At 41.8% G+C, this 13,241-nt stretch carries 11 protein-coding genes; 9 read left to right on the top strand and 2 right to left on the bottom strand.

Features of this window, described 5'->3' with window-relative positions; translation table 11 throughout:
• Nucleotides 1-3: 3 nt before the first annotated feature.
• The gene (locus tag BV214_RS02740; RefSeq protein WP_086475930.1) at nt 4-1,056 is read right to left on the bottom strand and encodes an N-acetylmuramoyl-L-alanine amidase family protein; all 1,053 of its coding nucleotides are present in this window, start codon (nt 1,054-1,056) and stop codon (nt 4-6) included.
• A 136-nt stretch (nt 1,057-1,192) separates the two neighbouring features.
• A complete protein-coding gene (locus BV214_RS02735) occupies nt 1,193-2,197 on the bottom strand; it encodes a glycoside hydrolase family 113 (RefSeq protein WP_086475929.1) in 1,005 nt (334 codons plus the stop codon).
• Between the two features lie 189 nt (nt 2,198-2,386).
• Here BV214_RS02735 and BV214_RS02730 point away from each other — a divergent pair, with 189 nt between their 5' ends.
• The 9 genes from BV214_RS02730 (at nt 2,387) to proC (ending at nt 13,210) form a co-directional block, all read left to right on the top strand.
• A complete protein-coding gene (locus BV214_RS02730) occupies nt 2,387-3,733 on the top strand; it encodes an NAD(P)/FAD-dependent oxidoreductase (RefSeq protein ID WP_086475928.1) in 1,347 nt (448 codons plus the stop codon).
• Nucleotides 3,734-3,743: 10 nt separating this feature from the next.
• Nucleotides 3,744-5,327: a 4Fe-4S binding protein gene (locus tag BV214_RS02725; protein ID WP_086475927.1), complete on the top strand. Its 1,584-nt coding sequence runs from the start codon at nt 3,744-3,746 to the stop codon at nt 5,325-5,327.
• Nucleotides 5,328-5,462: 135 nt separating this feature from the next.
• Nucleotides 5,463-6,152 carry a glycosyltransferase family 2 protein gene (locus BV214_RS02720; RefSeq protein WP_086476024.1) on the top strand — a complete coding sequence of 230 codons (690 nt, stop codon included), beginning with the start codon at nt 5,463-5,465 and terminating at the stop codon, nt 6,150-6,152.
• Nucleotides 6,153-6,156: 4 nt separating this feature from the next.
• Nucleotides 6,157-7,641 (top strand): cellulose synthase family protein, encoded by a 1,485-nt coding sequence (locus tag BV214_RS02715; RefSeq protein WP_086475926.1) that lies wholly within the window; start codon nt 6,157-6,159, stop codon nt 7,639-7,641.
• A 235-nt stretch (nt 7,642-7,876) separates the two neighbouring features.
• Nucleotides 7,877-9,238 (top strand): mannosyltransferase, encoded by a 1,362-nt coding sequence (locus tag BV214_RS02710; protein ID WP_086475925.1) that lies wholly within the window; start codon nt 7,877-7,879, stop codon nt 9,236-9,238.
• 222 nt (nt 9,239-9,460) lie between these two features.
• Nucleotides 9,461-10,081, top strand: coding sequence for a GNAT family N-acetyltransferase (locus BV214_RS02705; RefSeq protein ID WP_086475924.1), 621 nt, complete (start codon nt 9,461-9,463; stop codon nt 10,079-10,081).
• A gap of 45 nt (nt 10,082-10,126) precedes the next feature.
• Nucleotides 10,127-11,317, top strand: coding sequence for an argininosuccinate synthase (gene argG, locus BV214_RS02700; RefSeq protein ID WP_086475923.1), 1,191 nt, complete (start codon nt 10,127-10,129; stop codon nt 11,315-11,317).
• Nucleotides 11,310-12,284: an N-acetyl-gamma-glutamyl-phosphate reductase gene (argC, locus tag BV214_RS02695; protein ID WP_086475922.1), complete on the top strand. Its 975-nt coding sequence runs from the start codon at nt 11,310-11,312 to the stop codon at nt 12,282-12,284. The genes argG and argC overlap by 8 nt, the downstream gene beginning before the upstream one ends.
• Before the next feature lie 131 nt (nt 12,285-12,415).
• Nucleotides 12,416-13,210, top strand: coding sequence for a pyrroline-5-carboxylate reductase (proC, locus tag BV214_RS02690; protein WP_086475921.1), 795 nt, complete (start codon nt 12,416-12,418; stop codon nt 13,208-13,210).
• Nucleotides 13,211-13,241 lie beyond the last annotated feature (31 nt).

Genomic DNA, 13,241 nt, shown 5'->3' with positions numbered 1-13,241 from the left:
CCCTTAATACCCCCTTTTTGAACGATCTAAAATTATCCCTTCAGAAATCCATTTTGCCAATGCCTGCCTATTATTAGGTTCCAAAATACGTTTTTGGTCTCTTTTATTCCTAATATTCCCTATTTCGATGTAGGCCATGGCTGGCAAGGTGTTCTTCACCAAATACAAGCCGCTACGATCACTAAAACTACCTTCGTAAACTCTATTGGGTTGATACCGTTTGTATTTATTATAAAATGTTTCATGGATATGCTCTGCCAAATGCTTGCCATTCCTACTCTTTTCATGGTGATAGAAAAACACATCTATATTCTGGCCTTTCCCCCTACTATCCACATGGGTTACAATTAGCCGCTGATATTTCCCCTTATTCTTTAAGTAGTGCTTGTTCACTACCGCTACGCGTTGCTGTAATCGTTCTAATTGGTTTAAGGGAATTATGGCTTTGGGAAGCACTACCTCATCCCTATCTGCCTTCAAGAACCTGTTATCCCGTATCCCATCATTGGGATCTCGAACAATAATATAGGTTTCCGCACCATGACTCATAAGCTCTTTGGCTAAGCGAAGGGTAATATCATACGCATACTCATCCTCTGCAATCATCTTTCCATTATAGGTTGCCACAGCACCGGGATCGGGTCCGCCATGTCCCGAGATTAAATAATAAACAGCACCTTTTAGTTTGTTGCTCTTCCTAGTTACCGCAGCGTGTTTCTCTCCAAATAATGGCTCGTGGATTACTGTTGCCTCCTTGGCTATTCCTGGGGTGCTTTTTGGAGAGGAAGCCGGTTTGTCTCCCAAATCGGGATTCAATACAGGCAACAGATATTCCTCGCCTTCATATAGCTGGGTGCCCTCCCATAAATTCTCTTTATTAAGGGCTATAAAATGGCCATAATGCCTAGCAGGACTCATTCCTTGTTTTCTAAGAAGCGAATAGATACCATCCCCTTTCTCGGCGACCACCTTCTTTGTGGAGGTCTGCGCTCCTCCATAAAAAGATATCAGTCCCAACAAGCAGCCCAGTAGATATGTTCTTTTGCTTAGCACCATAATAAGTTTATATATAAAGCATCAAAAACACTGCCGAAATAATAAGCCCTTAGGGATTTGTTCTATTAACACTTCAACGTTTTAAGTAATAAAAGCAGGGGTAGCATAGGGCACTTGGCAAAGAACCCCCTCCTTTTCAGGAAGACTGCCTATAAAAGTTCCTTATCACTTCCTGGGCAGGTTTATTTTGAGGGGTAAATCTATTATCCATTGGTCCTCCCGACTTCTCATGATCTACAAACCATTTCCATACAAATCCCCCTGCAAACCACGCCTCGCCCCAAAACTCCTCAAAAATAGCCTGAAGGGCATTTGCTTGCGCCTCCAGATTAACATCATCCTGACTATGGGAAACCAACCACGGTTGTTTAGCCGCGTAATTATTGCTCCTATACCCATATTCTGTAAACAGTATTGGTTTATTCTTAGCTAGGGATAAAGATCTTATCCTTTCCTTATGAGGTTGCCAGCCCTGCCTCAATTGAGCAACCGTTGGTGTTTTTTGATCGGACAATGGAAAATAGGCATCTATACCAATAAAATCTAACTCCTCCCAAAAAGGAACCCTACTATATTCGTCCCAATTAGCTGCGTAGGTAAGCTTCCCTTTGTATATATTTCTAATTTTATTTATCAAAGAATACCAAAAGTCCGGACGGTGTTGTACAAATTGCTCCAACTCTGTTCCAATACAAAATGCATCCACACCTGTCTCCTGCGCAAGCAAAGCAAAAGCCATTATAAAATCTTCATAGGAGTTTTCCAAAGTTTTCCATTCCTCCTCTGTATCCATTTTTATATTTCCGGTAAACGCTCCCTTGGAAATCCAAATCTGAGGCTTCAGCATCACCTTAAGGCCGTTGTTATGTAAAATTTCTACATACTGCCTTGCTCCTGTCCTAGTTTCCCCGAACCACTGCCTGGAAGTGTCAAAAATAATTTCTGGAGATCCTTTGTCACGGATAAATCCAAAGGGCATTACTGCGGCACATTTGGCATAAACATCACGCACAGCATCCACATCTTTTTGGGTCACTGCATTCCGGGAAGCCACAAAACTCACTCCGTTAAGTTTATCGGTTGCCCCATTGGAACAGCCTAATAACAAAAAGCATATAGTGATAACCTTTAATTGACTCATTTAAATGGTTTTGCATTCTAATTTACGGTTTTCATGGCCCACTTAAAAATTCATTCACCTTCTTTCCCCACTTATTATCCCTATTTTTGAGGTAAACACCCCTAAAAGGAACCATATCCTGACTAAATTAGAGAGGATATTTTAAGTTCCACAGTTTAATTCCGACATAGTCTATACAACCATTCATCTATGGAACACATTGTTATTATTGGAAACGGAATTTCAGGGATTACCGCGGCCCGCCATATCCGAAAACTATCGGATAAAAAGATTACCGTTATCTCCAATGAAAATGCCTATTTCTTTTCCCGTACAGCACTTATGTACGTCTATATGGGCCATATGAAGTTTGAACATACCCAACCCTATGAAAACTGGTTTTGGAAAAAAAACCGTATCGAACTACTTACTGCTTATGTAGAGCGCGTGGATACGGAGAACAAAAAACTTATACTCCAAAACTTGCAGGAGATCAATTTTGACAAGCTGATTATAGCCACTGGCTCCAATCCCAATAAATTTGGATGGCCAGGACAGGATTTAAAAGGGGTACAGGGCTTATATTCCAAACAAGATCTGGAAATGCTGGAAGCAAATGCCCCCAATAACGAAGTCTGCAAACGTGCGGTAATTGTAGGCGGGGGATTAATAGGGATAGAAATGGCCGAAATGCTACGAAGTAGGGACATTCCCGTTACTTTTTTGGTCCGTGAAGACAGCTTTTGGAATATTGTACTCCCGAAGGGAGAATCCCAAATGATTAACGAGCACATTCGCGAGCACCATATCGATTTGCAACTGAATACCAATTTAGAAACCATTGTTTCCGATGAGCATGGAAGGGTGAAGGCCGTAACTACGGACAAAGGGGAAACCATTGCCTGTAATGTAGTTGGTTTAACCGCGGGAGTGTCACCAAACATCAACTTCTTAAAGGATTCTGGCATATCCCTAGGCAAAGGCGTTAAGGTAAATCAATATTTGGAAACCAATATTGCGGATATATATGCCATTGGTGATTGTGCCGAACAACACCAGCCCAAAGGAAATCGTAGGCCCGTGGAGGCGGTATGGTATACTGGTAGAATGATGGGTGAAGCCTTGGCCCAAACCATCTGTGGCCGAAAGACTCCCTACAACCCAGGGCATTGGTTTAATTCCGCTAAATTTCTAGACATCGAATACCAAACCTATGGTTGGGTTTTTCCCGAAGCGGTTAAAAAAGAATACGAAGAGCATTTTCATTGGCGACACCCCAAAGAAAAAATTTGCATAACCATCGCCTTTCACAAAGAAAGCAGACAATTCTTGGGTATCAATACCCTTGGAATACGAATGCGACACGAAATAGTGGACCGATGGCTCACTCAAAAAAGGTCGGTAGAGTCGGTCTTGGAATATTTAAAGGATGCCAATTTTGATCCAGAATTTTACTCCCAATACGAGAAAGATATCGTAGCCCATTACAACAACATCTTTGGCACCAACATTAACCCAAAAAAGAAAAGTTGGAAACGAATTTTCAGTAAAGCTTAACCCAATACCCATGAAAACGATAAAGCATATAGGGCTAGTCCTTTTTTTGGTGGGACTTGGAATATTTTCCCTTCTCCCGCTAACCGGCAGCTTTACATTGAGCGCCGATAACCTGGCAACGGTAGCGGAGAACCAAAACATCCGAAGCGAAGTATTTGTCCAAGAACTGGAACGTAAAGTGGTTGGGAAAACCTTCAATGGCCTGAGCACCTTTTCCCCAACGGTTATCAAAGCACTGGAGGATGCCAACACCCAACACCGAAAGGACAAAGAATACAATAAAATTATGTATGTAAGCCCCCACGATATGGTTGCCAATTTGGCTAAAGTTTCTGGGGAAGGCTTTTTGGTTAACAACAAAGTATTGATGTGGTTCCTTACCTTTGGTCTAGGCATTATTGGGGCCCTGCTATTTATTCTCCCAGACGCCATTTTATTAGGCAAGAAAGGAATTAAGAACAATGGTATTTATCACAGCAACTCCACTAGCAGAGGCTGGATTGCCTGGTTGGTGTTTGTGTACTTAATCACCTTTTACCTCTTGCTCTATTTCCGGCCAGAATACGCAGTGAATTGGACCTACACCGTAGATCCTATTAGCCAATGGCTAAGTGGAAATCCTGCCGGACATTGGTTTGTTTACGGATTTATGTACACCACCGTGATGACGGTAATGGCCGCACGCATGTACATTAAGTACCGGCACAATGCCTACCAGATGGTCAGGACCACCTCGGTACTTTTCTTTCAAATCGTCTTTGCCTTCCTGATTCCGGAAATAATGGTGCGACTCCAAATGCCGTACTACGATTTTAAGAATGCCTTTCCCCTGGATTATGATTTCTTTTTTCAATGGAACCTAAGGTCACTCCTTAATAGTGGCGGCATAGGATTGTTTATTCTGGTCTGGGGCATTGTACTCACCCTAATTATTGTTCCGGTGATGGTCTATTTCTTTGGCAAGCGATGGTATTGCTCCTGGGTATGTGGTTGTGGGGGCTTGGCCGAAACCCTAGGGGACCCCTACCGACAACACTCCAGTAAATCATTATTCTCATGGAAAGTAGAACGATGGCTGGTGCATGGCGTATTGGTTTTCGCAGTGGGAATGACCCTGATGACCCTGTACAGTTTTTTCACCGAGTCTGGAACCGTATTGGGCATAAGAACCCAAAGTGTACAGAACACCTACAGTTTATTAATCGGCGCCTTTTTTGCAGGGGTGATAGGTACTGGATTTTATCCCATTTTCGGAAACCGCGTTTGGTGTCGTTTTGGCTGCCCCCTTGCCGCCTACCTAGGATTTGTACAGCGATTTAAATCGCGCTTCAGAATCACCACCAATGGCGGACAATGTATTTCCTGTGGCAATTGCTCCGTGTACTGTGAACAAGGGATAGATGTAAGAGCCTATGCCCAGAAAGGAGAAAATATAATTAGATCTAGTTGTGTTGGTTGCGGCATCTGTTCTGCCGTTTGCCCCAGAGGCGTTTTAAAACTTGAAAATGGCCCTTTAAAAGGCAGGATTAACCCCACGGATGTGCTTTTGGGCAATGATGTGGACTTAATGGAATTGATGAACAAAAAATCATAAAACTAATGCTACCTTTGCCCCTTTTTAAATTTTCACATCATTGAACGCACCACTAAAATCGGCTCAAAAAAAAAAACCTACAGTTATATAAAATAAATGGACTCTACCCCTGAAAGTTCCCACTCCCCAAATTCCATGAAGGTCATCAAGGTAATTATCCCGGCTTATAACGAGGCTAATTCCATTGCCAAGGTAATAAAGGACATTCCTGAAATAGTTTCGGAAGTAATTGTAGTGAACAACAATTCCACGGATGACACCGCTTTAAACGCACAGCTTGCGGGAGCTACGGTCCTTACCGAGAACCGAAAAGGGTATGGATACGCCTGCCTGACGGGAATTAATTACGTCTCCCAACAATCCACACCCCCCGATATTATCGTATTTATGGATGGAGACTACTCGGACTATCCCGAGGAACTAATTAATGTGGTACAACCTATTTTGGAGAGCGATATGGACATGGTTATAGGCAGCAGGGTAAAAGCCTTGAGGGAAGAGGGCTCCATGACCCCCCAACAGGTTTTTGGCAATGCGCTTGCCACCACCCTAATGAAATGGTTCTTTGGTGCCACTTATACGGACCTCGGTCCTTTTAGGGCTATAAAGTACCCTGTACTCATGGCACTCCAAATGGAGGACAAAACTTACGGGTGGACCGTGGAGATGCAATTAAAAATACTAAAGCAACGTTTCACATACACCGAAGTACCAGTTCGTTACAAAAAAAGAATTGGGGTCTCAAAAGTTTCAGGAACCTTAAAAGGAACTATCTTTGCAGGCGTTAAAATTCTTGGCTGGATATTTAAATACAGCATAAAATAAAAAAATGGGAATATATATTTCATATCTTATTATCACCGTTTACAGTGTATCCTTATTGTTGATCTTCTTCTACAGTTTGGCTCAATTAAACCTATTGGTCAATTACTTGGGAAACAAAAGAAGGAACAAGGAAGCCCCAAAATACAATTTATTAGACCCCAAGGAGATTCCAACGGTCACCATACAACTGCCAGTTTACAATGAAGAATATGTAATGGAGCGTCTCCTGAACAACATTGCTAAATTGGAGTATCCAAAAAGCAAGTTGGAAATACAAGTATTGGACGATTCCACGGACGATTCCGTATTGGATACCGCCAAACGGATAAAGGCTTTACAGGAAACCGGATTGGACATAAAACACATCCGTAGAACCAACAGAAAAGGCTTTAAGGCAGGCGCGCTAAAAGAAGGCTTAATTACGGCCAAAGGAGAGTTTATCGCTATTTTTGATGCAGATTTCCTTCCTGCCAGTGATTGGTTAAAGAAAACCGTCATTTACTTTAAAGATCAAGAAATTGGAGTGGTACAGACCCGATGGGGACATATCAACCGGGAATATTCTACCCTCACCAAAATTCAAGCTTTTGCCCTAGATGCCCATTTTACCTTAGAGCAGGTGGGTAGAAATGCAAAGGGGCATTTCATCAATTTTAACGGTACCGCCGGGATTTGGAGAAAAGCATGCATCTTGGATGCAGGAAACTGGGAGGGAGATACCCTTACGGAAGATTTAGACCTTAGTTATCGTGCCCAGTTGAAGAATTGGAAATTTAAGTATCTGGAAGATGTGGAAACCCCTGCAGAGCTTCCCGTGGTCATCAGTGCTGCACGCTCCCAGCAATTCCGTTGGAACAAGGGAGGGGCAGAAAACTTTAGAAAGACGGTCTTGAATGTAATATCCGCAAAGAATATTCCTTTAAAAACCAAATTCCATGGAGTGATGCACCTGCTTAACAGCTCCATGTTCCTATGCGTATTCTTGGTAGCCATTTTAAGCATCCCCATGATGTATATTAAAAGCAGCTACGAGGATTTGGGATGGATCTTTGAAGCTACCAACTTTTTTATACTTAGCACCATCATCCTCTTTGTATGTTACTGGTTTACCTACAAAAGCATACAGGGAAGTGGTCTGGACAATTTTGTGGAGTACATTAAAATCTTCTTCACCTTCTTCTCGGTTGCGCTAGGGTTTTCCCTGCACAACTCCATAGCCGTGTTAGAAGGACATATGGGAAAAAGAAGTGAATTTGTAAGGACCCCTAAATTCAACCTAAAAAGCGTAAAAGACAGCTGGAAAGGCAATAAATACCTAACCACCAAACTGTCTCCCAATATGATACTGGAAGCCCTATTAATGCTTTACTTTCTTTTTGGCATGTACAGCGCCATCCCCTTAAACGACTTTGGGCTGTTTCCATTTCATTTTATGCTTTTCCTAGGCTTTGGATATGTCTTTTTCAAATCCCTATTTGCACGCGCCTAGCGTAGCAATAACAGCATTGCTTACGGCAATCATTTTATAAAATAATTATTCGGTTTCTACCACTTGGTAGGAACCGAATTTCTATTTCACCTTTACCTCATACAACAAAGTCGGGCTAGACTGCACCCCACTTTCTTGCGCCCCCAGTCCACATCTATTAACCCTATTTAATTATATTTGATTTTAATTTAATTAGGGGGTACATTTTGCCCCACCCATTTAAGATACTGTCCCTATGATCCACAAAGCCATTTCTTATTGGAAACTTCACCGCTTTCCAATGATAATGGTGTTGACCTCCATCTTATTTTACAGTGCCTTTGGTTATCAATTGCCTAGGACCGACTTTGTAAAGTTGATTTGCCTGTATGCAGCGCTGTTTTTTATATGCTATAAACTTATTCAGTTAGAGAAATGGAATTTTAAATTTTTGCTAATTGCCGGTACCCTGTTCCGTTTTATCCTCCTCTTCGCCGAACCCAACCTTTCACAGGATTACCTGAGGTTTATTTGGGATGGACAATTGATCATTCATGGGATAAACCCCTACCTACACTTACCCAAAGACCTGCTTATGGAGGTACACCACAGCATTCCCCACGCCATGGATCTCTACAATGGCATGGGAGAACTAAGTGCCTCTAACTTTAGCAACTACCCCCCATTAAACCAGGTGATTTTTGCCATCTCTACCTTCCTGGCAGGCCCCAGTATTTTAGGTAGTGTAATGATTATGCGCATCTTTATAATCCTAGCTGATCTGGGTATTGTCTTCTTTGGGCGCAAGCTCCTCTTAAAACTAAATAAATCCACTCACCTTATATTTTGGTATTTCCTGAACCCCTTGGTGATATTGGAGCTAACGGGGAATCTTCATTTTGAAGGTGTTATGCTCTTCTTTTTTGTCTGGGCATTGTACCTACTCCATCAACAAAAATGGAAGGTTGCTGCAGTAGTATTCGCCCTTTCCATTTCCATTAAGCTGGTCCCCTTAATGTTTCTCCCCCTTTTCCTAAAATACTTTGGAATTAGAAAAAGCATCTACTTTTATGCATGGGTGGGAGGGGTGATCCTTTTATTAGCACTCCCCTTTTACTCTCCAGAGTTTATCTCCAATTACTCTCAGACAATAGGGTTGTGGTTTTCAAATTTCGAATTTAATGCAGGCTTCTATAATCTAGTAAAATATATAGCAGAGTTTTGGGGTGCTAAACCCTGGGAACTAATTAAAACCTATGGCATGATTGTCCCAATAATTACCATTGCATGGATTGGCTTATTAACTTTTATAAGGAGCAACCAAACCGTTAATAGCCTAGTTGCCTCTATGTTATGGATTCTTAGCCTCTACTATTTTCTATCTGCAACGGTGCATCCCTGGTATGTGATATTCCTAATTGCCCTTACCCTCTTCACCCAGTTTAGATTCCCCATCGTATGGTCCCTAACCATCGTTTTAAGCTACTTTGCCTATTCCAATGAGGCCTATAAAGAAAACGGATTCCTATTGCTTTTTGAATATATAGCAGTTTACGGCTTTATGATTTATGAAATAGTTAGATTGAAATCTACAGATTATCTATTTCACAAAAATTGACAATAAGAATGCGATAAATAAAATTTATTTGTACTTTTGACTTCAGTAATGAACAGAACTACACACATATACAGCATTATAGAGGTTACCAACCTTGCTAATTTAACTACGCGTACACGTCGTCGCCCGTAAGGGTGCCATTCTGTTATGGAAATAGGTGAGTCCATTTCCCCTCTCAAGAAAACCATCAGTACTTAATTTCTAATTTTAAAGCAACATTCAATGAAGATTGTTATTGCTAACGATTCCCATTTTAAATACGCCGAAGTCATCTGCGAAACAATTGACGATTCGGCAAAGGTAAGGGGTACTGGAATCGCAAAACGAACTCCAGAATACATCAAGAAAAGGCTTCAAAACGGCAATGCAGTTATTGCATTAGACGGGGAAAAGTTCGCAGGCTTCTGCTATATAGAAGTTTGGGGGCACGAAAAATTTGTAGCCAACTCCGGACTCATCGTACATCCCGATTATAGAAATCAAGGCTTGGCCAAAAGGATAAAAAAAGAGGTTTTCAATCTCTCTAGAAAAAAGTTTCCCGATGCCAAGATTTTTGGAATCACCACGGGATTAGCGGTCATGAAAATGAACTACGAATTGGGCTATAAACCGGTCACCTTTTCAGAGCTCACTACAGATCCAGAATTCTGGAAGGGATGCCAAACCTGCAAGAACTTTGATATTCTCACTAGGACGGAGCAAAAAATGTGTCTTTGCACCGGAATGCTCTATGACCCGGCCCCAAAAACCAAATCACCCAATACAGAAAAATTAAATTCCAAAGCTTTCAAACGATTGAAAAGCATAAAGGAAAGTTTATTTTTAAGCAAGAAACCTAAATAAGGGAAGGCGTCCATCGCCATCCCAACAACTATATAAAAGAGTAAAATGAAAAAATTAGTTTTAGCCTACAGTGGAGGATTGGACACCTCTTATTGTGCAAAATATTTATCCAAGGACAAAGGTTTTGAGGTACATGCCGTAAGTGTAAACACCGGAGGATTTTCCCAGGAGGAAATAGCCAGTATTCACAAGAAGGCATTGGAACTTGGTGCTACCTCGTATACGTCCATTGATGCCGTACAGACCTTTTATGACAAGGTGGTTAAATATTTGATCTTTGGCAATGTCCTAAAGAACAACACCTATCCGCTATCGGTAAGTGCAGAGCGAATTGTCCAGGCCATAGAAATAGTAAATTACGCTAAAAAAGTAGGGGCCAAATATATTGCGCACGGGAGTACCGGAGCTGGGAACGACCAGGTGCGTTTTGATATGATATTTCAGATCATAGCGCCAGAGATAGAGATTATTACCCCTATCAGGGATAATAAGCTGTCTAGGGAAGAAGAGATAGAATATCTAAAGAGCAATGGAGTAGATTATCCATGGGAAAAGGCCAAATACTCTATTAACAGAGGTCTTTGGGGCACCTCTGTTGGAGGGGACGAAACACTCACCTCCCATAAACCCCTTCCAGACAATGCCTTTCCAAGTCAGTTACAGGAAACAACACCCACCCAGATTAAATTAAGCTTCCACAAGGGAGAATTAATTGCCTTGGATGGCGAGCATGACAGTCCGGTAAACAATATTGAAAAATTGGAAGCCATCGCCTCCAAATATGCCATTGGCCGAGATATCCACGTAGGTGATACCATCATCGGAATTAAAGGAAGAGTAGGGTTTGAAGCCCCCGCCTCCCTAATTATAATTAAGGCCCACCATTTGTTGGAAAAACATACCCTAAGCAAATGGCAACAATATCAAAAAGAACAACAAGGCAGTTTCTATGGCATGTTATTGCACGAAGGAAACTACATGGACGAGGTAATGCGAAATATAGAGGCCTTCCTTACGGATACCCAGAGAAATGTATCCGGGGATGTTTTTGTTTCGCTTCACCCGTATAGATTTGAATTGGATGGAATCTCCTCTCCCCACGATTTAATGAACGCCTCTTTTGGCAGTTATGGGGAAATGAATGAAGGTTGGACGGCAGAGGATGCCAAAGGATTTATTAAAATACTATCCAATCCTGGAAAAATATACAATCACGTAAATCAACAAGATGATTAAGGTAGGAATTATAGGAGGATCGGGGTATACCGGCGGGGAACTTATTAGAATACTTTTAAACCATCCCAAAGCAAAAATAGACTTCGTCTATAGTACCACGAGAGCCGATAAAAAAATAACTACTGCCCATCCTGACCTTTTGGGCACCACGGATCTTAGCTTCACAGGAACGGTAAATCCGGATGTAGATGTCGTTTTTCTATGTTTAGGACATGGGAACTCCACTAAATTTATAAAAGAAAACCCTTTTTCCGAGGATACCAGAATTATAGACCTCAGCAATGACTTTAGGTTGGCCGAAGATGCTCTCTTGGATGGAAAGACCTTTATATATGGGCTTCCAGAACTTAAGAAGGAGGAAATTAAATCTGCAAAATACATTGCCAATCCAGGTTGCTTTGCTACTGCCATTCAATTGGCCTTGTTGCCATTGGCAAAGGCAGAGTTATTAAATAAGCCTGTCCATATTAATGCCGTTACAGGAAGTACCGGTGCAGGAGCCAGCCTTGCCCCAACCGCTCATTTTAGCTGGAGAAACAACAATGTATCTTGGTATAAACCCTTTACGCATCAACACCTTGGGGAAATAGAGGAAAGCCTGCACAGCTTGCAGAAAGACACCGGAGAATTGTTCTTCTTACCTAATAGAGGGAACTTTACCAGAGGGATTTTAGCAACCGCTTATACGGAATTCAACGGAAGCTTGGAAGAAGCCTATAAGCTATATTCCGATTTTTATAAAGAGGCTGCCTTTACCCAGGTTACGGAAGAAAACATCCATCTAAAACAAGTGGTAAATACCAACCAATGCCACCTTCATTTGCACAAGCACAACAACACCCTTTTAATTACCTCTGCCTTGGACAACCTATTAAAAGGAGCGTCTGGGCAAGCAGTGCAAAACATGAATTTGGCCTTCGGATGGGAAGAAGATGCCGGCTTGCAATTAAAGGCAGGCGTATTTTAATAACATAAAACCAAGGGCTCGTTTAGGATTTTATCATTAAACGAGCTCTTTTTAAGACCAATAAATCAAACTTTTCACGAAAGGTCGCCATGGAAAGGCGCTCCTATCGGACCAACCTAAAATAAGAGGAAATGAAAATAGCCATAATTGGAGCGGGAAATTTGGGAATATCCATTGCCCACGGTATTTTGAGCACCAATGGAGCCACCTCCATGGTACTCACCAAGAGAAATTTGGCCGATCTTAAGGAATTTGAAAGCTATGACAACGTTCTTATCACTTCCGATAACAAAGAAGCCGTTTCCAAAGCCGACGTTTTGATATTTGCCGTACAACCAGGGCACTTTGCGAAAATCCTATCGGAGGTAAAGGACCTTCTTACGGAAAGGCATGTGGTTATTTCAACCATTACCGGTTTCAGTATTGCCAGAATGGAAGAAATTATTGGGTCTAAATACTATATCATTAGAGCCATGCCAAACACCGCTATTTCCGTTAGGAAGTCTATGACTTGTATCTGTAGCAACGAAAAAGGAAAAGAGCGCATAGACCTCACCAAAACTATTTTCAACAGAATGGGGCATTCCCTCCAGATTCCCGAAGAACAGATGCAAGCTGCCACCGTAATCTGCGCCAGTGGAATCGCTTTCTGGATGCGACTGATACGTGCAACCACCCAAGGCGCCATACAGTTGGGCTTTGATGCCAAAGAAGCACAAGAACTGGCCATGCATACGTGTAACGGGGCGGCAAGCCTATTAATAGAGTCGGAAAGCCATCCAGAGTCCGAGATAGATAAAGTGACCACCCCAAAGGGATGTACCATTTCCGGACTTAACGAAATGGAACACCAAGGCCTTAGTTCCTCCTTAATTAGGGGAATTGTAGCTTCATTTGATAAAATAAATGAAATTAAAAAGGATTAATCCTATAACAAATATGCTGGTGGATATATGC

Origin of the sequence: Arenibacter amylolyticus (assembly GCF_002150785.1) — a bacterium.
Taxonomy (GTDB): Bacteria; Bacteroidota; Bacteroidia; order Flavobacteriales; family Flavobacteriaceae; genus Arenibacter; species Arenibacter amylolyticus.
The sequence above is the reverse complement of the archived record's forward strand: the minus strand, read 5'-3'. Positions and strand labels throughout refer to the sequence as shown.

Excerpts from the sequence above, each read along its gene's own strand:
- BV214_RS02725 (WP_086475927.1), top strand. The coding sequence starts at position 3,744 with ATGAAAACGATAAAGCATATAGGGCTAGTCCTTTTTTTGGTGGGACTT.
- BV214_RS02710 (WP_086475925.1), top strand. The coding sequence starts at position 7,877 with ATGATCCACAAAGCCATTTCTTATTGGAAACTTCACCGCTTTCCAATG.
- BV214_RS02735 (WP_086475929.1), bottom strand. The coding sequence starts at position 2,197 with ATGAGTCAATTAAAGGTTATCACTATATGCTTTTTGTTATTAGGCTGT.
- BV214_RS02715 (WP_086475926.1), top strand. The coding sequence starts at position 6,157 with ATGGGAATATATATTTCATATCTTATTATCACCGTTTACAGTGTATCC.
- argG (WP_086475923.1), top strand. The coding sequence starts at position 10,127 with ATGAAAAAATTAGTTTTAGCCTACAGTGGAGGATTGGACACCTCTTAT.
- BV214_RS02730 (WP_086475928.1), top strand. The coding sequence starts at position 2,387 with ATGGAACACATTGTTATTATTGGAAACGGAATTTCAGGGATTACCGCG.
- BV214_RS02705 (WP_086475924.1), top strand. The coding sequence starts at position 9,461 with ATGAAGATTGTTATTGCTAACGATTCCCATTTTAAATACGCCGAAGTC.
- BV214_RS02720 (WP_086476024.1), top strand. The coding sequence starts at position 5,463 with ATGAAGGTCATCAAGGTAATTATCCCGGCTTATAACGAGGCTAATTCC.
- proC (WP_086475921.1), top strand. The coding sequence starts at position 12,416 with ATGAAAATAGCCATAATTGGAGCGGGAAATTTGGGAATATCCATTGCC.
- argC (WP_086475922.1), top strand. The coding sequence starts at position 11,310 with ATGATTAAGGTAGGAATTATAGGAGGATCGGGGTATACCGGCGGGGAA.
- BV214_RS02740 (WP_086475930.1), bottom strand. The coding sequence starts at position 1,056 with ATGGTGCTAAGCAAAAGAACATATCTACTGGGCTGCTTGTTGGGACTG.